The organism is Pseudoalteromonas shioyasakiensis (genome assembly GCF_001550135.1).
Lineage (GTDB): Bacteria > Pseudomonadota > Gammaproteobacteria > Enterobacterales > Alteromonadaceae > Pseudoalteromonas > Pseudoalteromonas shioyasakiensis.
In genome coordinates, this window is the sequence record NZ_LRUE01000013.1 from 296,964 (window position 1) to 319,951 (window position 22,988).

General features: G+C 40.1%; 18 protein-coding genes. 12 read left to right on the forward strand and 6 right to left on the reverse strand.

Annotated features, from left to right (window positions below):
• Positions 1 to 354: 354 nt before the first annotated feature.
• From PASHI_RS06560 to PASHI_RS06570, 3 genes are all read left to right on the forward strand, one after another.
• Positions 355 to 1,077, forward strand: coding sequence for a hypothetical protein (locus PASHI_RS06560; protein WP_062564989.1), 723 nt, complete (start codon positions 355 to 357; stop codon positions 1,075 to 1,077).
• Between the two features lie 745 nt (positions 1,078 to 1,822).
• Positions 1,823 to 2,407, forward strand: coding sequence for an acyl carrier protein phosphodiesterase (locus PASHI_RS06565; RefSeq protein WP_062564990.1), 585 nt, complete (start codon positions 1,823 to 1,825; stop codon positions 2,405 to 2,407).
• A 673-nt stretch (positions 2,408 to 3,080) separates the two neighbouring features.
• Positions 3,081 to 4,619 carry a glutamate synthase-related protein gene (locus PASHI_RS06570; RefSeq protein ID WP_062564991.1) on the forward strand — a complete coding sequence of 513 codons (1,539 nt, stop codon included), beginning with the start codon at positions 3,081 to 3,083 and terminating at the stop codon, positions 4,617 to 4,619.
• Positions 4,620 to 4,982: 363 nt separating this feature from the next.
• Here PASHI_RS06570 and PASHI_RS06575 read toward each other — a convergent pair whose 3' ends face one another.
• The gene (locus tag PASHI_RS06575) at positions 4,983 to 5,291 is read right to left on the reverse strand and encodes a hypothetical protein (RefSeq protein WP_058585610.1); all 309 of its coding nucleotides are present in this window, start codon (positions 5,289 to 5,291) and stop codon (positions 4,983 to 4,985) included.
• Between the two features lie 159 nt (positions 5,292 to 5,450).
• Here PASHI_RS06575 and PASHI_RS06580 point away from each other — a divergent pair, with 159 nt between their 5' ends.
• Complete coding sequence (locus tag PASHI_RS06580) at positions 5,451 to 6,764, forward strand: hypothetical protein (protein WP_062564992.1); 1,314 nt, start codon at positions 5,451 to 5,453, stop codon at positions 6,762 to 6,764.
• A 140-nt stretch (positions 6,765 to 6,904) separates the two neighbouring features.
• On the opposite strand, the gene PASHI_RS06585 is transcribed toward PASHI_RS06580, so the two are convergent.
• Positions 6,905 to 7,852: a GlxA family transcriptional regulator gene (locus PASHI_RS06585; RefSeq protein ID WP_062564993.1), complete on the reverse strand. Its 948-nt coding sequence runs from the start codon at positions 7,850 to 7,852 to the stop codon at positions 6,905 to 6,907.
• Between the two features lie 119 nt (positions 7,853 to 7,971).
• On the opposite strand from PASHI_RS06585, the gene PASHI_RS06590 reads away from it, so the two are divergent.
• Complete coding sequence (locus PASHI_RS06590) at positions 7,972 to 8,508, forward strand: cysteine hydrolase family protein (RefSeq protein ID WP_062564994.1); 537 nt, start codon at positions 7,972 to 7,974, stop codon at positions 8,506 to 8,508.
• Here PASHI_RS06590 and PASHI_RS06595 read toward each other — a convergent pair.
• Positions 8,489 to 9,388 carry a LysR family transcriptional regulator gene (locus tag PASHI_RS06595; RefSeq protein WP_062564995.1) on the reverse strand — a complete coding sequence of 300 codons (900 nt, stop codon included), beginning with the start codon at positions 9,386 to 9,388 and terminating at the stop codon, positions 8,489 to 8,491. The genes PASHI_RS06590 and PASHI_RS06595 overlap by 20 nt on opposite strands.
• Positions 9,389 to 9,494: 106 nt before the next feature.
• Here PASHI_RS06595 and PASHI_RS06600 point away from each other — a divergent pair, with 106 nt between their 5' ends.
• Both PASHI_RS06600 and PASHI_RS06605 read left to right on the forward strand, forming a co-directional pair.
• The gene (locus PASHI_RS06600) at positions 9,495 to 10,328 is read left to right on the forward strand and encodes a type 1 glutamine amidotransferase domain-containing protein (RefSeq protein WP_062564996.1); all 834 of its coding nucleotides are present in this window, start codon (positions 9,495 to 9,497) and stop codon (positions 10,326 to 10,328) included.
• A 43-nt stretch (positions 10,329 to 10,371) separates the two neighbouring features.
• The gene (locus tag PASHI_RS06605; RefSeq protein WP_062564997.1) at positions 10,372 to 11,526 is read left to right on the forward strand and encodes an iron-containing alcohol dehydrogenase; all 1,155 of its coding nucleotides are present in this window, start codon (positions 10,372 to 10,374) and stop codon (positions 11,524 to 11,526) included.
• 180 nt (positions 11,527 to 11,706) lie between these two features.
• Here the strand turns inward: PASHI_RS06605 and PASHI_RS06610 are convergent, their stop codons facing one another.
• Positions 11,707 to 12,180 carry a YqhA family protein gene (locus PASHI_RS06610; RefSeq protein WP_062564998.1) on the reverse strand — a complete coding sequence of 158 codons (474 nt, stop codon included), beginning with the start codon at positions 12,178 to 12,180 and terminating at the stop codon, positions 11,707 to 11,709.
• 189 nt (positions 12,181 to 12,369) lie between these two features.
• Between PASHI_RS06610 and PASHI_RS06615 the strand changes: the two genes are divergently transcribed.
• The gene (locus tag PASHI_RS06615) at positions 12,370 to 13,092 is read left to right on the forward strand and encodes a hypothetical protein (protein ID WP_062564999.1); all 723 of its coding nucleotides are present in this window, start codon (positions 12,370 to 12,372) and stop codon (positions 13,090 to 13,092) included.
• A 69-nt stretch (positions 13,093 to 13,161) separates the two neighbouring features.
• Here PASHI_RS06615 and PASHI_RS06620 read toward each other — a convergent pair whose 3' ends face one another.
• Both PASHI_RS06620 and zigA read right to left on the reverse strand, forming a co-directional pair.
• On the reverse strand, positions 13,162 to 13,830 hold the full coding sequence (locus PASHI_RS06620) for a DUF1826 domain-containing protein (RefSeq protein ID WP_062565000.1): 669 nt from the start codon (positions 13,828 to 13,830) through the stop codon (positions 13,162 to 13,164).
• On the reverse strand, positions 13,830 to 15,026 hold the full coding sequence (gene zigA / locus PASHI_RS06625; protein ID WP_062565001.1) for a zinc metallochaperone GTPase ZigA: 1,197 nt from the start codon (positions 15,024 to 15,026) through the stop codon (positions 13,830 to 13,832). The genes PASHI_RS06620 and zigA overlap by 1 nt, the downstream gene beginning before the upstream one ends.
• A gap of 436 nt (positions 15,027 to 15,462) precedes the next feature.
• On the opposite strand from zigA, the gene PASHI_RS06630 reads away from it, so the two are divergent.
• The 4 genes from PASHI_RS06630 to PASHI_RS06645 all read left to right on the forward strand — a co-directional run bounded on the left by PASHI_RS06630 (position 15,463) and on the right by PASHI_RS06645 (position 22,922).
• On the forward strand, positions 15,463 to 17,529 hold the full coding sequence (locus PASHI_RS06630) for a catalase (RefSeq protein WP_062565002.1): 2,067 nt from the start codon (positions 15,463 to 15,465) through the stop codon (positions 17,527 to 17,529).
• Between the two features lie 60 nt (positions 17,530 to 17,589).
• Positions 17,590 to 18,567, forward strand: coding sequence for a DNA topoisomerase IB (locus PASHI_RS06635; protein WP_062565003.1), 978 nt, complete (start codon positions 17,590 to 17,592; stop codon positions 18,565 to 18,567).
• Positions 18,568 to 18,702: 135 nt separating this feature from the next.
• Complete coding sequence (locus tag PASHI_RS06640) at positions 18,703 to 19,689, forward strand: Kelch repeat-containing protein (protein ID WP_062565004.1); 987 nt, start codon at positions 18,703 to 18,705, stop codon at positions 19,687 to 19,689.
• 155 nt (positions 19,690 to 19,844) lie between these two features.
• On the forward strand, positions 19,845 to 22,922 hold the full coding sequence (locus PASHI_RS06645) for an Ig-like domain-containing protein (protein WP_062565005.1): 3,078 nt from the start codon (positions 19,845 to 19,847) through the stop codon (positions 22,920 to 22,922).
• Positions 22,923 to 22,988: the final 66 nt, after the last annotated feature.

A 22,988-nucleotide genomic window follows, 5' to 3' on the forward strand; every position in this document is an offset into this window, starting at 1 on the left:
TAAAGGGGAAAGGTACGAGTTTCGAGGGGCGAGATACGAGGTGTTTTAACGCCGAACAAAAATGGAGATATTAGATATCAGTCGTTAGAAGTTAGATTAAAACAAAAGAGCTGTAAGCTTTAAGCTATAAGTTTTGAGTTGATTCTTCCTGCACATCACTATGGCTTAACACGTTACTGTAGGTGTGAAATTTATTTCGCGCGTAATAAATTTTGTTTTTCTCTATGTAGCGCGAAGCGCCTTGGGGCAGTTAGTTTAGTACTTGAACGTAAAGGAAATATATCATTAAGTAGGAATGTTGGCTTAATGGGAAAGTAATGGCAAAATTGTGTTTTAAAAATGGAAACTTAAATAATGGATTATAATCAGCCACTTTCGAAGCACTCCCTAGATTTAAACCTGAGCGACCGAGTTTGGTTTAGATATTCAACTTTCTATAAAAAGCCAGTATTGCAGGCTGATTCTAATACAAAACTAAAGTCGCTACCGGGCCTAGCTGTGCTGTCGGGCGGAGCTGAATTTTTATTTTTCTTTATGACTATCGCTATTGCTGTAATGAGCCTAGTGCTTCAAGAAACGATGCAGCCGATACCTGCTTTTGTAACTTGTGTGAGTTGTTATCTTTGTGTATTTGTTATCAAGCGAATTGTGATTTATAACAAATTTGGATTTGGTCGTAAGTGGGTTATGAGTATATCTAAAGACTCACTCGAAATAGATAGGCAAGCAATAGAGGGTAAAGCTTCAAAAGTTTTGCAAATCGCTAAGGGCGATATCCAAGAAGTCATTTTTAATTATACTTTTCACGGTAGAAGTGGTCATATTGTGAACGAAAAAACGGCCAATTTACACGCTTGTGAAATTCATCAAAAAAGTGGCGATGTTGTTACGCTAGATAGTATGCGAGTAGGTCTTTTTGATGTGCTGTATCTTTTAAAATTCCACGAGTACCCGCTACTATTCAGAAGTACAACTTCAGGCGGTGCAGGTAATATAGTTATTTTGATTATGCGGTTAATTTCTCTTTCTGCGATCATTTCGGCTCTTGTAATGTTGGCATTTAATTTAAAGTCATAAAGGTGAGTTATTTTATGGCTATTAGCTGGTAGGTTGGTTAGAGCGATTTAAACTCAACGTTTGGAGCCATCAGCTTTCAGACGTCAGCTATCAGATTGAAAAGTTAGCGAGATGTGAGTTGTAGGAGGCGTTAGAAGGTATTAGATATCAGTCGTTAGAAGTTAGATTGGATTGTGCCAGCACATAGTTAAATTGAAATGCATACCCGTAGGCGTGAAATTTATTTCGCGCGATATTTCTTAAATCAACGGGTGAGTTGTAGGTCGGGCTTCAGCCCGTAATGTTAGCGAGTTACAAGGGGAAAGGTACGAGTTTCGAGGGAGGAGATACGAGTTGTAGGAGGCGTTTTAACGCCGAAAAAAGTCGATTGGATAGGGAGCCCCCTTTACGAATCCAAAACCAACACTATGCTGTTAGCACCTAGCACCTAGCACCTAGCACCTAGCACCTAGCACCTAGCACCTAGCACCTAGCACTGTAGGCGTGAAATTTATTTCGCGCGATGATCTATTTAAAACGTGCCATGCAAGCATAACGCTTACCAGGCATTTGATTACGCGATATAAAATCGCTGCTACAATTTTGCTAACTCGCTAACTCGCTAACTCGCTAACTCGCTAACTCGCTAACTCGCTAACTCGCTAACTCGCTAACTTGCTAACTTGCTAACTTGCAACTCCTGCCCCTAGACCCTTTTACCTGTATTCTTTTACAATGCATAAAATGACTTTATTTAGAGAATGCGTTGAACTACTTGGCTCACCTTTATTTAGCACAACCGACGGCTGATTCACATTTTGGTAATTTGCTGGGGGACTTTGGTGGGCGTCGGTATTCTGCGCAGTTACCCAATACGGTTAAAAATGGCCTTGAAAATCATTATCTGGTTGATAGGTTTACTGACTCACATCCCCTTGTAAAAGAGGCTAAGCAGTACTTTTCGCCAGCACGTAAACGCTTTGCAAGTGTCGCGATTGATGTGGCGTTCGATCACTTTCTTATTCAGCATTGGCAGCGCTTTAATGACCAACCATTGGCTGATTTCAAACAGCACAGTTATGGTCTTTTAAATGCACGCCAAGCCATGATGCCTTCACGCATGCAGCAAGTTGTGACCAGTATGACCAACAATGATTGGTTTAAAGAATATGAAACACTCGAAGGGGTCGGCCTTGCCCTCGATAACATCGCCAAGCGTATTCGCTTTGCTAATAACTTTACAGGAGCCGCTGACGATATAGCCCGCCACTACCAACAATTAGACGCGGTGTTTTTAGCGTTTTTCCCCGAGCTGGTTGAACATGTGAAGCAAATGGGAGTGGAAAAGTAAAAGCTTTAAGCTGGTAGGTTGGGTAGAACGGAGTGAAACCCAACAAGTTAGCGAGTTACAAGGGGGAAGAGTAAAGGGGAAAGATACGAGTTTCGAGGAACGAGATGCGAGTTGTAGGAGGCGTTTTAACGCAGAACAAAAATAGAGATATTAGATATCAGTCGTTAGAAATCAGATTAAATCAAAAGAGCTTTAAGCTATAAGATTTAAAACCCAACAAACAAGCTGAAACTTGCCCGTAGGCGTGAAATTTATTTCGCGCGATGGTTATTATCAAAGAGGTAATTTGTAAGTCGGGCTTCAGCCCGTGAGTGTTAACGGTTGCTTTTCGCCATAAATAACGATCTACAATGGGTTATATCTGTGAAGTTTGCTTTTAATAATTCCTCTAAAGCGCAGCGCCTCTTATCCTCTATGTGAAAATTACCCACACTGCGGTTTACAAGCCGATTTACCTCTTACTTTAAAATATGAAATGGCTGATATCTTGGCTGCTTGTTGCGGTTATATAGTTGTTAATCGATAGATAAGTAAACTTCTAGGCGCTTAAGAGCTCGTTTTTTAACTGAGCTGAACTACCCTTTGTAAAGCAAGTAAGCCTTGAATTAATACTTACCTCAATCGCAGTACCTTGAACATAGCAATGTAATGTAGCAACCGTGAGGGAACAATAATGAGCAAACCCATAATTGCAGCCGTTTCGCCGAAAAAAGTCACCTTAGAGCAGGGGCAAGAGTATTACTTTTGTGCCTGTGGGCGTTCTAAAAATCAGCCATTTTGTGATGGCTCACATGCCGGAACCGATTTCAAACCCAAAGCATTTACTGCAGAAGAGTCGGGCGATGCCTATTTATGCCAATGTAAGCACACCGCTAATGCGCCATTTTGTGATGGTAGTCACAAGCAATTTGATCAAAGCCAAGTTGGTCAAGAAGGGCCGGGCGTACAAATTCAAGCCTCTGATTCGCCTGTAGCTACTGCAACCAAAGAGGAGCCCACCGTTGAGCTTATTCATCAACTGGCACGTGAAGGGTTATCAAAGCTTGGTCATCATGGCCCTATGGTGTCGATGGGCGTGCCGCGATATCAATTACCTAAGTGGGATGATTTACAACTAATGGTGGCACAAATGGCAACGCAACCTTTAATGGAAGATGTTGCTGTTAATACTGAGCTTGTAATTGGCCCGCGAGCGAAAAAGCCATTAAAGCTGGCTATTCCATTATTTGTTTCTGATATGAGTTTTGGGGCTTTATCTGAAGAAGCTAAAGTATCTTTAGCAAAAAGAGCAGAACTTGCTGGCACAGGTATTTGTTCGGGTGAAGGCGGTATGCTTCCTGAAGAGCAGCAAGCCAATTCACGGTACTTTTATGAGTTAGCAAGTGCAGGCTTTGGTTATAGCGAAGATAAATTAAAGAACGTTCAGGCCTTTCACTTTAAAGGTGGACAAGGCGCAAAAACGGGTACTGGTGGGCATTTGCCGGGCAATAAGAATGTTGGCAAAATCTCTGAGGTTAGAGGAATTGAAGCGGGTACTTCGGCGATTTCACCACCAACATTTAAAGACTTACACAGTGCGGCCGATTTCAAAAAGTTTGCTGATAGAGTACGCGAGGTAACGGGCGGTATTCCAATCGGTTTTAAACTGAGTGCTAATCATATTGAGGAAGATATTCAATTTGCGCTCGATGCGAGTGCCGATTACATCATTCTTGATGGTCGTGGAGGCGGTACAGGCGCAGCCCCTGAAATTTTTAGGGATCATATTAGCGTACCGACTATTCCTGCACTTGCCAGAGCAAGAAAGTACTTAGATGAACAAGGTGCAAGTGATGTTAGTTTGATCATTACAGGTGGTTTACGTTTACCAATTGATTTTGTAAAAGCGCTCGCTCTTGGTGCTGATGGGGTGGCGATTTCAAATAGTGCAATGCAAGCAATCGGCTGTGTTGCTGCGCGTATGTGTAATACCAATAACTGCCCAGCAGGGATTGCCACACAAAAGCAAGACTTACGTCAGCGCTTAAATATTGAAAAGTCGGCAAATCAATTAAAGAACTTTTTTGAAGCGTCAACTGAGTTAATGTCGGTAATGGCTAGGGCATGTGGTCATGACTCTTTAGCTAAGTTTAATGCTAATGATTTAGCAACATGGCACAAAGATATGGCGTTGTTATCTGGTGTTAAGTACGCAGGTGTTGGAATAAGTTAGCGAGTTAGAAACAGTAAAGTTAGCGAGTTAGCAAGAGTAAAGGGGAAAGGTACGAGTTCCGAGGGACGAGATACGAGACGTTTTAACGCAGCACTGGTAGCAGCGGGTTTACCCCGCGTTCTCAGAATAAAAATACCCAAGTTAGCGAGTTGCTAGGGGAAAGAGTAAAGGGGAAAGATACGAGTTTCGAGGGACGAGATGCGAGTTATAGGAGGCGTTTTAACGCCGAACAAAAATGGAGCTATTAGATATCAGTCGTTAGAAGTCAGATTAAAAACTCAACGAGTTAGCTAGTTACTTGACACAAGTGGTAGTCACTCTGGTGTTTTTAACTTGCTAACTTGCTAACTCTCAACTTACCCATTAATCGTCTGGGCCTTTTAGGGTAAACACTAAATGCCTGCGCATGTCTTTTAAAATCACGCCTTTTTTCAGCATTGCGCCACTTAGGCGTTTTTGCCATTTTAATAGCTCTGGGGTCGCTGCATCGAGTGATTGCTGGTTTTCAAATTGAAAACATAAAAGCAATGAGCCTGGGAATAAATGGTATTCCACATCAAACCAGCATTGCAACATGCCTTCAAGTTCTGCGCGACCTTGCTCTTCAAGGGCGTCGGCAACATTTAATACAAGGGCTTGCTGTTTTAATTGTACTTTAGAAAGCTTTTTCATTTAAAAACCAAAATCGAGTCGAAAAACTAATTATACCTAAGCTTTGATTGCTGCAACAACTTAACGTTCATTTGCACTGAGTGAAAAATAAAACTTGCTACCGTATTACACAAATATGGATAATAAAGATTGAATATTTATATTTTAAAGGATTAATAAATGAAGCAATTTCTTAAGCTACCTCTACACACTGCTATCGTACTTGCATTGACTGGATGTGGGGGGAGTTCATCAGACGAAAGCAGCTCTGGAAACCAAGGTTTAGGTGACGGAGGAGCTAGTGATTTACAAACAATATCTTTAAAAGCGCGCAATTATAGCTTTCGATGCTCTGATGTACCTTACCAAGCTGATATTGTCTTCCATGCTGAAAATGGTTCACCGATTGGTTTTGCTAAAACGAATGAAGAGGGAGTGTTCTCTGATACGGTTCCAAAAGGCACTAAACACATCTCAATCTTGGGGGAGACAGTAGAAGACGCTGAAAAATATACGTTTATTTCTTCTGAACTAGATATTGAAGGACGCTCAAACTTAGGTACCTTTAGTTTTTTTGACCCTAGCTTAAACTGTAGTTGTGAAGATTATCAACTTGACACTTCGCAATTAGGAAGTATTTCCTATGACTACACTTTAGGTTTGGATAATGGTACGACATTAGGTGATACTTATTCAGTGTGCCCTGAAGACAATAAACTTTATATTCAAGCTAAATCTAAATATGGCTACGATGCAAAAGCCGCGATTATTGAAATCCCTAAAAACTCAAACACGATAGAAATAAAAGAGTCTGATTTTATCCATCAAGGTGTTGAAGTTCTTGCTGATTATAACCCATATATCGACTATACCAGCACCCGAGGTTATTTTTTAGAAGAGCACCAATATCACCTTATTGATTTTTCATTTCTTAGCAACTCTGAATATCTTTATGTATTCCCATCAGCAACTGAACATAATTTTCATGTTCAAGTAAATTCTGAATCACAAAGTATAGAAAGTGGCACTATGAGAACCACTAGTTATGCTAGAAGTCGTGTGGATAATGACGGTAGCTTTGAACTAACTGCTTTGCCTGAAATTTCAAATGAAATTGGAGACAGCTTACTAAATTTCCTAAGTAGTTCTGATTTGAATTATGATTTTAGTAGTGCTGACAGTCGCTTTGCTCGTGTTTATTGGTCATTTAGCTTTTTAGTTGATGATGCAGCCGCAACGCGTTTTGATTGGCAAATTTCTGGAGGGATCCGAGGTGAAATACCTGACTTATCGTTTGGTAGTGTTTTCGCGGAACCTGTAGCTGACGTTACGGCAGAGAAGGTGAACATTTTACTTTATGGTTATGCTGGTAATAATACAGATAAACAAACTTATGAGCAGCTGTTAGAAACCATTGCTGAGGGGGGGCATCTCGCAAACCCTAAATTTAGTAACTATGTGTATTTATCAATAGATGCGGCAATTAATCGATAACTTCATAAGCCACCTTAGTTAAGGTGGCTTTTTAGAAATTGGTAACATTTAATACAAGGGCTTGCTGTTTTAATTGTACTTTAGAAAGCTTTTTCATTTAAAAACCAAAATCGAGTCGAAAAACTAATTATACCTAAGCTTCATGCTTGGCGGAATGCATTACGCCAGTCTCGCGGTGATAAACCAAACTGAGAACGAAAATGATGGCGTAAAGTAACAGATGAGCCAAAGCCGCATTGCTCGGCTAAATGTTCTAGTGGTAAATCAGTTGACTCAAGAAGTCGCTGTGCGTGGTTTAAACGTTGATTTAACAGCCACTGCCCAACACTCTGTCCAGTAAGCGATTGAAAGTGGCGGGTAAAGGTGCGTCGGCTCATGTGCATTTGCTCTGCGAGTGTATCAATCGTATGGTTGCTAGCTAAGTTTTTTTGCATCTGTTCAAGCAAGCTTGCTAAACGCTCATCAGCAACACTTTCGGGGACGGGTAGGGCAATAAATTGTGTTTGCCCGCCAGTGCGATACGGCGCAGTTACCATCATTCTGGCAATAGTATTAGTTTGCTCGCTTCCTAAAAATTTGCGAACTAAATATAAGCAACAATCAATGGCTGCCGCTGTTCCTGCCGATGTATATAGCCGATTATGTTCAAGGTAAAGCACTTGATTGTTAAGCTTCACTTTTGCAAAGCGCGCTTTGAAGTCATCGCTGTATGCCCAGTGGGTAGTTGCTTCAATATTATCTAAAAGCCCAATGTGCGCTAACGCATAAGCGCCTAAACAAAGCCCTACAATTATAGCGCCACGGCTATGCGCGTTTAGCAAACTGGTTGCTAATTCTTTAGAGGGGGCTGTTTCAGGTGATGGCCAAGACGGAATAATTATAATATCTGCTTGATCAAACTTTGTTATTGAGTGATGCGCTTGAATATCAAACCCCGCGCTTGAGGGCATTACAGCTTTACTTTCGCTGCACACTGCTAAGTTAAATTCTTTGATACCAGCCGAGCGAGCGCCTTCACCAAACACCATGCATGGTACTGCAAGGTGAAATGGACTGATATTTGGAAATGCGAATACTGCAACATTCATGGTAAAGCCTTATCAAACACTTTGGCCCAATATTATCGATAAATGGTGTTTGGGTCACTGTTTGATACGTTAAAAATTCAGCAAACTAGGCGTCAATACAATGAAAAAGGGTTTATACAATGACAAACACAGCATTACTAATTATCGACTTACAGAATGATTACTTTGAGGATGGCGCGTTTCCTTTATGGCAGGCTAAACAAGTAAAAGATCAGCTCGTCGATGTGATAAAACAAGCCACAGAGCGCGGGGTTTTACCTATTCATATTCAGCATGTTGCTGATCCTTCTCAGGGTTTAGCGCCATTTTTTAATGAAGGTACAGAAGGTGTTGATATTCATCCTGATATTTTAAATGCAGAACCAAAAGCCCCTGTGGTTGTAAAACACTATGCAGACAGCTTTCATCAAACTAATTTAGAAGATGTTTTAAAGCAGCATGGTATTAAAAAACTTTTGATCGCAGGCATGATGACGCAAAACTGTGTGACTCATACAGCTATCTCAGAGCAAGCTAAAGAGTACGACGTAGAAGTTTTGACAGATGTGTGTACCACAGTATCTGAAATGCTACATTTAATCGCACTAAATGCGCTTGCCCCACGAGTAAAACTGCTAGACGCAAAACAAGCCTTGCTTAGTTTGCAAAGTAATTAATATTTGCAAAGGCCGAAATAACATCTTTGGCAAATGCAATTCTGGGGTGTTTTAATGCCCCTTTGTTCCAAACTAAGTAAATAATGTTTTCTGGGCCTTCGGGCCCTAGTTGCACAAGCTCCCCGGCTTTTATCTGATCGCGACATAGGTAATCGGGTAATACAGAATAGCCAATACCTGAGCGAATAATATTGCTAATAGCACGTATGTCCGGGCAAATAGCAATGACGTTTGAGTGGCATTTTGCGTTGAATACAGCTTCAAAGTATTGTCTTATCAAAGGCAGCTCTTCATCATAAGCAACGACATTGTAGCTTGAGAGTAAATCTGCGGTAATGGTGCTGTCTTTGATTTCTCTTCCATGCAGACGGTTCATTACCAAAATTAGTTTTTCTTTATCGAGCACTAGGCTATCGAATAGTGCTGGATCAGGCGCTGATGCGGCAATAGCAATATCTGCAGTACCTGATTGCAAGGCATCAAAAATTCTCACTTTATTACCAATATGCAGAACAAGATTTACATTGCCAGATTGTAGTAAGTTGGCAATTTGTGGCCCTGACACACTACTAATATATTCGGCAGGTCCTGCGATATTTATAGTGCCATGTGCGGCATCAGAACGTGCCCGTATCGACATGATCTTTTGCTCTAATATATCGATATGACCAGAAACCTGCAGCGCTAAATCATGTGCCGCTGCAGTGGGGGTAACACCGCGGGCTTTACGCTCAAATAAAGATTTACCAACTACAGCTTCCATTGCTTGAATGTGTGAGGTCACCGAAGGCTGAGATAAGCCTAAATTAGACGCTGCCTTCGTAATATTTTTACAACGATAAACTTCAACAAAGGTTTTTAATTGCGTTAGATAAGACATGTAAATGTACGAGCCATAAATATTCTGATTGCTCCTCTTAATTTATCCGAATTCTACTCGCCCCGCAAACCAACTATGATGGCTGCACTTTCTAAGAGGATGAGTTATGAAAAAGATATTACAGCGACTAACGCTTGTTGCTGCATCAACTATGTCGATGTTTGCAGTGGCGGGTGAAGGTGAGGTGTTGGTTATTTTATCAAGTGAAACAACAATGGATTTAGCTGACGGCCAGAGTATTGAAACAGGCTACTACCTAAATGAGTTTGGAGTGCCAGCGAAAGCATTGGTCGATGCGGGTTATGAGCTTGTACTTGCAACACCCAAAGGTAATGCGCCTCAAGTAGATAAAAAATCAGTGAGTACCGACTACTTTGATGGTGATGAAGCTAAAATGCAGAGCATTCAGCGTTTTGTAGCATCGCTACCAGATATCAAAGATACCGCAAGTTTAAGCGAAATTTTAGCGGGTGACTTAAGCCAATATGAGGCTGTGTTTATCCCAGGCGGCCATGCGCCTTTAATTGATTTAGCAAACAACCCAGAAGTGGGTGAAATTTTGCGTCACTTTAATAAGCAAGGTAAGCCAACAGCGGCAATCTGCCATGGCCCAATTACTTTGTTGTCGGCACAAGTTCAGCCAAATTCTTATTATCAAGCGATAAAAGATGGCGAAAAAGCATCAGCCAATAACTGGATTTATGACGGCTATAAAATGACTATTTTTTCAGACCCTGAAGAGCGTGTTTTTGAAAGCAGTTTAGAAGGTAAAAAGCTTAAGTTTTATCCTGCTATGGCAATGGAAAAGGCCGGTGGAAATATGGCATTCGCTAGTGAGTGGCAGCCTAATGTGGTTGTTGACCGCGAACTCATTACGGGGCAAAACCCGTTTTCAGATAAATTATTAGCAGAAAAGCTTTTAGAAATGTTAGCTAAGTAAATTAGCTAATTAGCAATTTAAACCTAATTTAAGGGGCATTTAAATGTTGAACTTTATTTATAAAAATCAAACCGAAATTTTGTTTGGTAAAGGTCAAATGAGTGAGATCACGTCACGTTTACCAGAAAACGCTAAAGTACTATTACTTTTTGGTGGTGGCTCAATAAAGAAAAATGGCGTATACGACCAAGCAATGAGTGCATTAGCCGATGTTGACGTTATTGAGTTTGGTGGTGTTGAACCTAACCCAACATACGAAACACTAATGCAAGCTGTGGCAACTGCTAAAGAGCAGAATGTTAACTTCATTCTAGCGGTTGGCGGTGGCAGTGTTATTGATGGCGCTAAGTTTGTTGCAGCAGCCTATAACTTTGCAGGTGAGCCGTGGGATATCCTTGTTAAAGGTGCTGAGTTTAGTAACCCGCTTCCTATTGGTGCAGTATTAACTTTACCTGCAACTGGCTCTGAGAGTAACGGTAACTCAGTGGTTACTAAAAAAGAGACGTCGCAAAAACGTGCTTTTTCATCACCGAGTGTGCAACCTGTTTTTGCAGTACTTGATCCTGAATATACTTTTTCGTTACCAGAGCGCCAAGTAAGTAATGGTGTTGTAGATGCGTTTGTACACGTTATTGAGCAGTACTTAACTTACCCAGTAAACGCGCCATTACAAGATCGCTTTGCAGAAGGTATTTTACAAACCTTGATCAGCGAAGGGCCTAAAGCACTAAACGAACCGCAAAACTATGATGTAAGAGCCAATGTTATGTGGTCGGCTACAATGGCACTGAATGGCTTGATTGGTCAGGGTGTACCGCAAGATTGGTCTACGCATATGATTGGTCATGAATTAACAGCACTTTACAATCTTGATCACGCACAAACGCTGGCGATTGTTTTACCTGCGCTAATGCATGTTCAAAAACAGAAAAAGTCTATTAAAATTCAGCAGCTTGGCGAGCGAGTGTTTGGTTTTAATTATAACGATGAAGCCGAACAAATCGATAAAACGATTAAAGCAGTGCAAGACTTCTTTGAAGCAATGGCTGTTAAAACACGCCTTGCTGACTATGACCTTGATGAACAAGCAATCGACGCGGTTGTTAAAAACTTAGAAAAGAATGAAATAACTACTCTAGGTGAACACGGTGATATTGACTTAGCGAAGGTTAAGCAAATATTAGCGCTTGCACTTTAGGGCTTAAATTTAAAGGCGTAACATGAACTGTTACGCCTTTTTAGTGCTCAAAAATTGATTTGCTTGAACTGGCTAAAGAAACCCAAAAGGGAAGTTTACTTGAAAGATTTAATACCGCGATGAAAGAGCAATATCAGCTACGTTACCCTGAAAAAGCAAACTAACGTTGGTGAGTGTTCACTACTTCATTGAGCGCCATGCAAAGGTCGAAGCGGCAACCACAATCGCAATAGAAATACCAAGGTAGAGGGTTTCTATTGTGCCGCCGAATTCAACGGCGTGTTCTAAAAACAGAATCACTAAAATGACGGATGTTACCTGCACTAAGGTAATTTTTAAGTCATGAAAATCTTCGATATGAAAGGCGGCCAAAAACTGGCTACTCTTTGTGGTTGCAGGCGAAATGAATAGCCGGTAAAGGCTGATGGTAATAACTTGAAGAGTAATACCAATCAGTAATAAGTCGAGAATTTTTAAAAGCTCGACTATCATCTCTTTCCCTCCCTTAGCAGAGTCAGGCAAAGATATAACCGTTGTTTTAACAACATTAAAAACGATGTTCACACAGGTTATATAAACAAGTAACGATGAAATTGCTGTAGTGATAATCGCGATGATGACTAAAAACCGACTATTTTGAAAAAGGCGCTCCATATCAGCTCACATATATAAATTTCTTTGTTATACGAAGCTTAGCTGGTTTTTGATTAAATACAGCACGGCCATTAGCTAAGGGGACTTAACTTATTAGTTCTTTGAGTATTAACGTGCGAGCTCTGGTTCTGTATAAATTTAGGAACAAAAAGGTTGCTTCTATTAAGCATTAATACAAAAGGGATTTTTATGGGCTCGATGGCTAAGCACTCACTTGAACTGGATTTAAATGATAAAAAATGGTTTCGATATGCAGCCTTTAAAGGAAAATCGTCACTAACTGAAGAGTCAATAACAGAACTAGAATCTCTCCCAGGCTTAGCGACGTTATCTGGGTGGACCGAAGTTTTTTTTGCGCTTATGGTATGCGCAATTTCGCTATCTAGTTTTTATTTAGTAGATGCTTTTAACCCATGGCTGGCTTTTTTAGTTTGTCTTACAAGCTTTTTATTGGTGTTTATTACCAAACGCATCATGACTTACAAGAAGTATGGCTTTGGTTCTAAATGGGCAATGAGCATAAGCAAGGATGGGCTCAAAATTGATAAATTGACTTTTAAAGAGCACCAAAATCACACTCTCACCATTACTAAAAACGAAATCGCAGAGGTTTTGTTTCACTACACGATGGATCTAAAACGCAAACGAAAGTTTGGCGAACGACGAATTAGATTACCCACTTTGCATGTGTGTGAAATTCACTTAAAAAATGGCGACACCCATGAAATTGACGGGATGCGGGTAGGGCTTTTTAACGTGTTATATTTAATGGTTTTTCATGGCTACCCATTAAGCTTTAAAGGCACTTTTGCTGGTGGTGCGGGGAATGTCTTAATTTTGTTACTAAGGATGTTTGCTCTATCAGCAATTGCAAGTGCGCTTAGTATGCTTTTCATTAATTTAAAGCCATGAGCAGTTGTTGTGTGTTCTTGAATGAAATAGCGCCTATTAGAATTAATAGACGCAGTTGGTACGCTCGTATTAAGCAATAAAGTCGAGGGTTACAAGTAACCGTTTTTCGCCAGCAGCGAGTGCAGGTGAGCGATGCACAAGGCCTTTGCCTTCGTTATTTTGCCAAGTTTCGCCTTTTAATAGGGCTACATCACCCACATTAAGAGAGTGAATTTTAGTACTTGCTGTCATTAATCCTGATTCTTCATCACTTAATCCTTGGTGACCTGCGCCAAGTTTAGTGCGATCAAGCCCTGCATTTTGCAACCACTGTGAGCCACTACCACAATATGTACTGACTAACCGGCAAGGAACTCTGTCAACATGAAAACGTGGGCACATGGCACGTTCAAGTACTCTTAGGCGTAATCCGGTGCGCTTTAACTCAAATAAATAACAAAACATATCAACAAGCTGAGCGAGGTCGGCTTTAAGCTCTTCTGCTTGAGGTAGTTTTTCAAGGGCCTTATTTATGTCAGCCACAATGGTATTTTGATTGATCACAGCGTTAATACTGAGCTCTGGGTTGGCTGTAATACTCTCAGCTACTTCTGATTGCAGCTGCTCTGATAAGCTGCGTTGCCAAATTGCAATATTATGCTCAGGTTTATAAATTTGTGAAAACACCACAGGGCTTAGCGCTGTTGCTGCCGCTGATGGTAGGTTATCAGTGTCATGTTCTATTGCGTAGGCTGTCATTATGCTTCCTCCCAAACAGGAAATGGATCGGGCAGGGTTTGCCAAAGCGCTTTGCCTGCTAATAGTTCATCGTCGCAAAGTAAGCAGTTATCGAGAGCTTGAATGATCGCTGCTTGATTGAGGTTTTGACCAATAAAAACCAGCTCTTGGCGCATATCACCAAAGGGCTCTTGCCATACTTGGTTAATTGAATCTAAGTAGTCGCTATCTGTTGGCCACTGATCTTGCGGTAAGGCTTTCCAAAATACCCCGCCAAAACCATAGCGGGCTATGCCGCCAGCTTGATTCCATTGGCAAGCAAATTGTGGTCGAGAGGCTAACCAAAAGTAGCCTTTAGAGCGAAGTAGTTTGCCTTCGCGTTGATTGTTATGAATAAAGTTATAAAATTTTTCAGGGTGAAAAGGGCGGCGGGCCCCGTAAGTAAAGCTGCTAATACCGTATTCTTCGGTTTCTGGGGTATGCTCGCCGCGCAGCTCTTTTAGCCAGCCAGGTGCTTGCTGAGCTTTTTCAAAGTTAAACAGGCCCGTGCCGAGAATTTTATTGATATCAACTTGGCCATTTTCAATGGCAATAAGCTCTGCTGAAGTATTTAATGAGCTTAAAATGGCTTTTAAACTCTCAAGTTCATCGGCGCTAATTAAGTCTGTTTTACTAATTAAAATAACATCAGCAAACTCAACTTGATCAATAAGTAAGTCTGCTACGCTTCGCTCATCTTCATCACCTAAATGCTCGTTGGTTTCTTGTAAAAATTTGGCTTCGTTAAAGTCGTTTAAAAAGTTAACGGCATCAACGACCGTGACCATGGTATCAAGCCTTGCAACATCAGAAAGTGACACGCCATCTTCATCGGCAAAGGTAAATGTTTCGGCAACAGGAAGGGGCTCAGAAATACCCGTTGACTCAATAACCAAATAATCAAATTGGCCCGTTTGCGCTAAAGTGCGTACTTCAATGAGTAAGTCTTCACGCAGTGTGCAGCAGATACAACCATTGCTCATTTCTACTAGTTTTTCTTCGCCGCGGCTAAGCGAAACATCGTTTTTAACTGTTGCTGCATCGATATTTATTTCGCTCATATTATTGACGATTACAGCCACTTTTTTGTCTTCACGGTTATTTAAAATATGGCTGAGCACAGTGGTTTTACCTGCACCTAAAAAGCCAGAGAGCACGGTGACGGGAAGTTTGCTCATAGTAGTGACCCTTAATTAGATTAAACAAATACGATAAATGTTTTGTTATAATATATCAATAAAGGGGCGGTTAGGAATAGTTGTTATGTGTTAATGCAAGATAAAGGTTCACGGTAGTGAAGTGTAATACGCTATCGCATTGATTTTTATTAGTGAAAGCTGAGCTTTTGCTGTGTGCTTACCTACGAAGACGAAGTTAATAAATGCCGAATATTGAGTGTATTTTATGTGGGGAAGGGTAAATCTAAAGTAGGTGGTTTAGATTGTTTTAGTTAGAAAAAATTACACAAATTGTGTAATAAGTTTAATTACAGGTTATTTAATTTAATTTTAACTTATTGATATTGTTTGTTTTAATTTTGGCTTTTTACTTGCTTACTAGGTTTCCTAAATTTACGTAATAACAATTTAACGAGTTTAAAATAAAGGGAAACTTATGCCGGAGTCATTTAAATATTCAGGTCAAAAGGGGCATGGTGGTGAGCTACATCAACATGCAAATAATCAGTATTCAACAATGACTACAGCACAAGGTTGTCCTGTTAGTGATAATCAAAATTCCTTGTCAGCAGGGAAGCGTGGTCCAACATTAATGGAGGACCATATTTTCCGTGAAAAAATGTTTCATTTCGATCATGAGCGTATTCCTGAGAGGGTTGTGCATGCTAGAGGTTATGGGGCACACGGTTACTTTGAAACTTACGAAACACTTGAAGAGCTGACATGCGCGGATATATTTCAACGAAAAGGCGAAAAAACACCTGTATTCACTCGGTTTTCAACGGTCGCTGGTAGCAAGGGCTCGCCTGACTTAGCTAGGGATGTGCGCGGATTTGCTGTTAAATTTTATACAAAAGAGGGAAACTGGGATTTAGTTGGTAATAACATTCCTGTGTTTTTTATCCAAGATGCGATGAAATTCCCAGACTTGATCCATAGCGCTAAAGCTGAGCCTGATCGTGGTTTTCCGCAAGCTCAAACGGCTCATGATAATTTTTGGGACTTTATTAGCTTATCGCCTGAATCTATGCATATGGTCATGTGGGCGATGTCTGATAGAGCTATTCCACGTTCATTACGCTTTATTGAAGGGTTTGGCGTTCACACATTTAAGTTTATCAATAAAAATGGTGAGCAAAAGTACGTTAAATTCCATTGGAAACCTAAATCAGGCATGCAATCAGTGGTTTGGAATGAAGCTGTTAAAATTAATGGAGCAGATCCTGACTTTCATCGTCGCGATATGTGGGAATCAATTCAAAATGGCGATTACCCTGAGTGGGAACTTGGCGTACAGGTATTTGATCAAGCTTTTGCCGATGACTTTGAGTTTGATGTATTTGATGCCACAAAGCTTATCCCTGAAGAGCAAGTACCCGTTAAGATCATTGGTCGAATGGTTTTAGATAGAGTGGTTGATAATTTTTTTGCAGAAACAGAGCAGGTTGCTTTTTGCACACAAAACATAGTTCCCGGAATCGATTTTACACCAGATCCACTATTACAAGGGCGTAACTTCTCATATTTAGATACGCAAACAAAGCGATTAGGAGGGCCAAATTTCACTCATATCCCTATTAATGCACCTAAATGTCCAATGCACCACTTTCACCAAGATGGTCACATGGCAATGCATAACCCCAAAGGAAGAGTAAATTATGAGCCAAACTCTTGGCAAAGTGATGAAAACAATCCAAGAGAATGTCCTGTTCATGGCTTTAAAAGCTCTGATGATGAAGCGCAAGGTAGCAAGCTAAGGTATCGATCAGAAACCTTCAGTGATCATTACAGCCAAGCTAGGCAGTTTTATCTAAGTCAAACTAAGATAGAGCAATCACATATCCAGGACGCATTGATTTTTGAACTGTCAAAAGTGGAACATTTAGCTATTAGGGAGCGTGTGGTGTCTCATTTACTAAATATTGATAGCGAATTAGCTAAGTTAGTGGCCTCTGGTTTGGGTTTGCAAACAATGCCTGAACCTGCTGAGGCTGCACTAAAAACTCGCCAAGATTTACCTGTATCTGATGCACTGAGTATTCAAAAAAGTGCTTTGGCTACTTTTGAGGGAAGGAAGCTCGGTATTCTCGTTAGTGATGACTTTGACGATCAGCTATTTAATTCATTAGTTAGCGAACTAAACGAGCAAGGTGCGAACTTTGAAGTCATTGCAGCCCAGATCGGTGGAGCGAAAAGCTCTACTGGTGTTCACCTTGGAGCAGAGCAAGTTATTAACGGCGGCCCTTCTGTTTTATATGATGCAGTTGTTTTACTGACATCAGAGGAAGGTGCTAAAGAGTTAATTAAAATTCCAGAGGCGAGAGATTTCGTTTCTGATGCGTACTCACACAAAAAATTTATTGGTTTTACTGAAAGCTCAATGGAGTTGTTAAAAGCTGTTGGCTTAAATGAAGACCAAGACGACGGCATCATTAACCTAGAAACGTGCAAGGCATGTGACTTTCTTCAGACACTAACACAACTTCGTTATTGGCAACGATAACTCATCTTTCAAGGCGAGGGCTACTCGCCTTGAGTAATAATTATATAGTGAGAAGGTGCAGTGAAATTAATTTATGTTGATGATAATTTGCCTGGTATTACTCGAAAAAGTCACTCTAAATGTTGGCTTTACTACGACCCAACAGGTAAGCGGATTAATGATAAAAGTGAAATCGCCCGTTTAGATGCACTAGCATTCCCTCCTGCATACAAAGATGTTTGGTTTTGTCCTGAAGAAAATGGCCATATTTTAGCAACTGGTTACGATACAAAAGGGAGAAAACAATACCTTTATCACCCAGATTTCAGAGAGCAGCAGGAGCTAAAAAAGTTCGAAGTGTGTGAGCTTTTCGGAAATAAATTACCCTTACTAAGAGCAAAGTTAGCTGAATACTTAGAAGGTAATACACTTGATTATCAAAGGACAATAGCTGCAGTTGTTAGATTGATGGATTTAGGCTCTTTAAGGATAGGATCTAAACGTAACGCGAAAGAAAATAATAGTTTTGGAGCGACAACCTTACGTCGCCGCCATGCGAAGATAACAGGGAAAAATATTCGCTTAGAATATAAAGCTAAATCTGGCAAAGTGAGAGAGGTTAACCTTACAGATCGCGTTTTGAGCTCTATTATTAAAGAGTTGCAAGATTTACCCGGACAAAACCTGTTTCAATACAAAGAGGATGGTGAATGTATTCCCGTGACTTCATGTGAAGTTAATCAATTTATCCAGAATGTAATGGGAGAGGAGTTTAGCGCAAAACACTTTAGAACCTGGCGTGCGAGTGTTTTAGCATTCGAAGCTTTTTATAATGCAAAGAAAAAGCTCCCATTGTGCGACATGCTAGAAACGGTATCGAGCCATTTGGGTAATACGCCAACGATAGCCCGTAATTCTTATATTCACCCGGCGCTTATTGATTTATGTAAAAAGGATGAAAACAACCAGGTTAGTTTAAGAAAGCAATTAAAACTGCCCCGTAAAACGAAGTATTTGAATAGATACGAGCGAGGACTTCTACTCTTTCTCGGCCAGTAGATATGTCTATTCTGGTAGTCAAGCAATGCTATTTCCTGATAGCAACATTACAGAATAAGTAAGACTATTTGGCAGTGTACTAATCGGTACGACTGGCTTAACCTTTAGCTAATTGACTGCTTATTAAGGATTTATATGCGTTTAGCCAAACTGTTGTTAGCATTTTCTATTACTTGTTTACCTTATACGTTATCGGCAAAAGAGCTGTTAGCACCAAAGCTCCCTGAGGCTATACAAGAAATTTACCCTACAGTTATGAATCAACAGATTTGGGTTGCGGGTGGTATCTCTACTGAGCTGCCAGCATCAACGGGTAAGATGACTGCAAAAGTCCATTATTGGTCACCTAAGTATGCTAGTTGGCAATCAGCACCTAGTTTGCCTGAAGGGCGTCATCACACGTATTTAATCGCAGTAGAAAACAGATTATTTGCCTTTGGTGGTTTTGTTAATAGCCAAGGCCAGTGGACCAATAGCCGTGATGTGCTAATGCTAGATAAAGGCGCCAAAGCATGGCAAAAGGTGGCGAGTTTGCCTTTTGCGTTAAGTGAGACTGTGGGCGCAGTGCTTAATGGTAAAGTGCACTTAGCAGGTGGACGTAGCCCAAGCAGTGAGAAAAATGGCCAATGGCAGCATAGTTTAGATGTGAGTGCGCATTTAATTTTTGATCCTAAAAGCTTTACCTTCAAAGAAGCTGCACCCTTACCTTCGGCTAGAAACAGTGCGGCAAGTGCACAAGTAAACGGCCGTTGGTTTGTGTTAGGTGGCAGAACCGTTGGCGGCGAGCCTATCACTGACATGCTCGAATACTTACCTGAAACAGACACTTGGCAAGCACATGCAGCACTCCCTAAAGCACGAGCAGGGCATGCGGCGGCAGTTATTGATAATGCTATCACTGTGTTTGGCGGTGAACATCATAAAGGGGTTGACCGTGAGGTTTTTAGTTATGATTTAACCAAGCAGCAATGGCGCAAAACTTTCGAATGGCAAACACCTCGCCACGGTTTAGGAGCTGTTACGTTAAACGGCGAAATTTGGCTAGTGGGTGGTGCCACAAAGGTAGGGCTTTCTGAAACGAGCCGTGAAGTGACTTCATTAAGAAAATTAGTCGAACAATAGCTTGCTTTTAATTAGATACTTTTAGTTAAGAGTTCATAATCTAATTCTTGAATAAATGTCTCTAATAGAGGAAAATCGTCTGCTTAATCTCATAATAAGAAAACAGTTTTTTGTTGTGAGTAAAATAAAAATTATAAGTTGTTTAGGATAGGGAAATGACCAAGCTACCATACCTTGCGTTGCTATTTTGCTCGCAATCACTTTTAGCCACAGAAAATACTGCACATTATAACCAATATGGTGATGCGACACTTTTAAATTCGCAACAGATTAATTACGAAAAAACTTATTTTACTAGCCGCGATAAAAACAATTCGCAAGCAGATTTAGACAGAGCTTCAGGGATTAACTTATCCAATACCACTGTAGATGAAAGCTTAGATTTAACATCTGTATTTCGTCGTTACTCTTTAGGTAATTCAACAGGTCTAAATGGCCTTTATTCTGTAGACTTGCTCGGTAACGGTAATAAGCAAATTATTTCGGTGCAACAAAACGATTTTAATATTATTGAGTATAAAGATAATCAATATTCAGTCGTTGAAGGTTTCGATTCTCAGGATTACATCACTGATAGTACATTGTTAAAAAGCATTGCCGATGATACTTATTATTTAATACTTATGACGAGCAATCAGATAGTAAAAATTAATTTACTAACAATGAAAGTCGAAAGTACAAAGGAGGTATTTTCTAGCCAATCAGTAATGGCAAGAGATATTAATAACGACGGTCAGGACGAGCTCATTGCAATTGCCAATAGTCAGATCTTGGTACTAGACCAGTTAGACCTGTCTGTTATTTCTCAACTTGAGTATTACGGTAACAAATTTGTTGTTGGTTCGTTTACCGAACAAAATGTTCACGAATTAATGCTTGAAGATGGAAAATTGTATCGTATCTCTGAAAATTCAATAAATTATATAAAAACATTGAGTACGCAACTAACAGGTATCCATTTACAAAGTGTTGATACTAACCAAGATGGTTTAGATGAAGTAATCAATGGTAATGGTTGGTATTCGATTGAATTAATTAGTCCAAACACAGACAGTGTCATGTGGACAGCTAATAGCGAGTTAGACATTTCAAGAATTATAGTCGCAGATATTAATAATGATGGCGCTCAAGACCTAGTATATGGAGATGGTCAATGGGGGCAAATCCATGCTTTATCTTTAAGTACTGGTCAGGAGTTTTGGCAGATCAATAACCCTGAACACAGTGTTTCAAGTATTTTGGTAGACGATTTTAATCTTGATGGTAAAACAGATATTGCGTGGGGAGCTGGTTATACGTCTTCAGGTGATGATGGGTTTCATATTCATACTGTAGAAGATAAGTCTAAGCAATGGTCGCAAACGATCTATAGTTATTCACAGTTTTTATTAGGCCTTGCTGATATTGATGGTAAAGGTGGAATTGATGTTATTTTTTCTGAAAATGGCACAAATAAACTTCAAGTTGTTGATATCGAAACAAACGAGCAATTACTATCTAGTGTCGATTTAACCGATGGCTGGAATGACTACCAGTATGTGATTGCTGCTGATTTATTCAATGATGATAAAAATTATTTAATCGTTGCAGGATCAAAATCTTACAAAGGAAACATACAAGTATTTTCCCCAGATAATGGAAATTTACTGTATACAGTACCTTTTGAAAGTGGCGACCAAATTTCAACGATTGAAGCCTATGATATTAATCAAGATGGTTTCTTAGAGCTAATTGTTGGTAATGGCGCATCGCACACCGGAAGTGAAGGCTCTTATATACGAGTTTTTAACGGACAAACCGGTGAACTTATTAAGCGCTCACCTCGTTTACAGGACTTTTGGGGTGGGGTTTCTGGCATAGTCGCAGGCATAGATACACAACAAAGCAGTAAAGAGTTATTTGCTTTAACAGGTAACCAATTAGTTAAATATAACTACACTGATAATAGTGTAACTAATTACTCTTTAAACGACCGTTTTAAGTCGCTAGAGGGGGTTGTTATCAATGGTGAAAAAGCGCTTTATGCTGCCAATCAATATGGCCTTTTATTCTCTTTGACGGAAACTGGAGAAAAGTCTGAAGTTGCTAAATTATGTGACAATTCATTAAACAATATAGTATCTACACGTGCAGGCTTCATCTTATTTAGTTGTGAAGATAAGTTTGGAGAGTACGATTTAAATAATGATGAGCTGCTTTATGAAGTAGCGCGTGCAAATCAACGCAGTTCTATAGTAAGTGCAACTTATAATGGTGTGGATTATTCATTGCTTTCAGGAAAATCTATAGAGGTTTTCTCAAATGAAGCCCCAGCTCCTTTAGCTAAACCGCAAGATAGCGAGGTAACATCCCATGTGCTTTCGCCACTCGAAGTTAACCTTAATTTGAGTGATATTGACTTTGTGGTTTTTGAAAATAGTCCTAGCCTTGGCCAGTTGACGTTTATTGACCGTCAAACAGGACAGTTCACATATACGCCTCACGGCACTGTCGGTGTTGATGAATTAGCGTTTTATACAGTAAAAGGTCGTTCACGTTCTGAGCTTGCAAAGTTTACAGCTACGTTAACTAATCAGTCGCCAGTAGTTGATAATTCTACGATCACAACGCACTGGAATACGCCTTTGATTCTTAATTTGCCTGCCTCAGATGCAGATGATGAGCCACTTATTTTCACTGTAAAAAATGAGCCTCAACATGGTCAAATTGAATTACTTGATAAAAATACGGGTGAAATAAAATACACGCCGAGTGGTGAATCTTTACAGCCTGTTTCAATTACTTTTACCGCGAAGGACTCGCTTGAAGAGACTGCGCTTGCCAATGTTGTTGTTGAATTAACAAATACAACACCGACGGCTACAGATTTAAGTTATGAAACATATTACTCAACGGTAGTTAATGGTCGTTTTATTGGTAATGACGAAGATAATGATAAGTTAGAATTTGAACTAGTAACGAGCCCAAGTTCTGGTGAGCTTAGTTTTGATAAAGATACTGGATTATTTGTATACGAACCGACAGGGGAGTCTTCTTACTCAGTAAACTTTAGTTATCGAGCAAAAGATAGATTTGCTTCATCAGATACTAAAACAGTAGTTATAAACATTATTGGTAAAGCAGATAATTCAGGATCAAGCTCTGATTCCAGCTCAGACTCAGGCGGTAGTCTTTACTACTTAATGTCTTTATTACTTGCTATGGTTGCCTGTAGACGTAAATTTAAAGTATAAACAGGTACTTTTTTAGTACTTAAATTGTAAGGTGCTGTACCAATGATGTTGGTGCAGCATTTTTTT

Excerpts from the sequence above, each read along its gene's own strand:
- PASHI_RS06560 (WP_062564989.1), top strand. The coding sequence starts at position 355 with ATGGATTATAATCAGCCACTTTCGAAGCACTCCCTAGATTTAAACCTG.
- PASHI_RS06570 (WP_062564991.1), top strand. The coding sequence starts at position 3,081 with ATGAGCAAACCCATAATTGCAGCCGTTTCGCCGAAAAAAGTCACCTTA.
- PASHI_RS06575 (WP_058585610.1), bottom strand. The coding sequence starts at position 5,291 with ATGAAAAAGCTTTCTAAAGTACAATTAAAACAGCAAGCCCTTGTATTA.
- PASHI_RS06580 (WP_062564992.1), top strand. The coding sequence starts at position 5,451 with ATGAAGCAATTTCTTAAGCTACCTCTACACACTGCTATCGTACTTGCA.
- PASHI_RS06585 (WP_062564993.1), bottom strand. The coding sequence starts at position 7,852 with ATGAATGTTGCAGTATTCGCATTTCCAAATATCAGTCCATTTCACCTT.
- PASHI_RS06590 (WP_062564994.1), top strand. The coding sequence starts at position 7,972 with ATGACAAACACAGCATTACTAATTATCGACTTACAGAATGATTACTTT.
- PASHI_RS06595 (WP_062564995.1), bottom strand. The coding sequence starts at position 9,388 with ATGTCTTATCTAACGCAATTAAAAACCTTTGTTGAAGTTTATCGTTGT.
- PASHI_RS06600 (WP_062564996.1), top strand. The coding sequence starts at position 9,495 with ATGAAAAAGATATTACAGCGACTAACGCTTGTTGCTGCATCAACTATG.
- PASHI_RS06605 (WP_062564997.1), top strand. The coding sequence starts at position 10,372 with ATGTTGAACTTTATTTATAAAAATCAAACCGAAATTTTGTTTGGTAAA.
- PASHI_RS06610 (WP_062564998.1), bottom strand. The coding sequence starts at position 12,180 with ATGGAGCGCCTTTTTCAAAATAGTCGGTTTTTAGTCATCATCGCGATT.
- PASHI_RS06615 (WP_062564999.1), top strand. The coding sequence starts at position 12,370 with ATGGGCTCGATGGCTAAGCACTCACTTGAACTGGATTTAAATGATAAA.
- PASHI_RS06620 (WP_062565000.1), bottom strand. The coding sequence starts at position 13,830 with ATGACAGCCTACGCAATAGAACATGACACTGATAACCTACCATCAGCG.
- zigA (WP_062565001.1), bottom strand. The coding sequence starts at position 15,026 with ATGAGCAAACTTCCCGTCACCGTGCTCTCTGGCTTTTTAGGTGCAGGT.
- PASHI_RS06630 (WP_062565002.1), top strand. The coding sequence starts at position 15,463 with ATGCCGGAGTCATTTAAATATTCAGGTCAAAAGGGGCATGGTGGTGAG.
- PASHI_RS06640 (WP_062565004.1), top strand. The coding sequence starts at position 18,703 with ATGCGTTTAGCCAAACTGTTGTTAGCATTTTCTATTACTTGTTTACCT.
- PASHI_RS06645 (WP_062565005.1), top strand. The coding sequence starts at position 19,845 with ATGACCAAGCTACCATACCTTGCGTTGCTATTTTGCTCGCAATCACTT.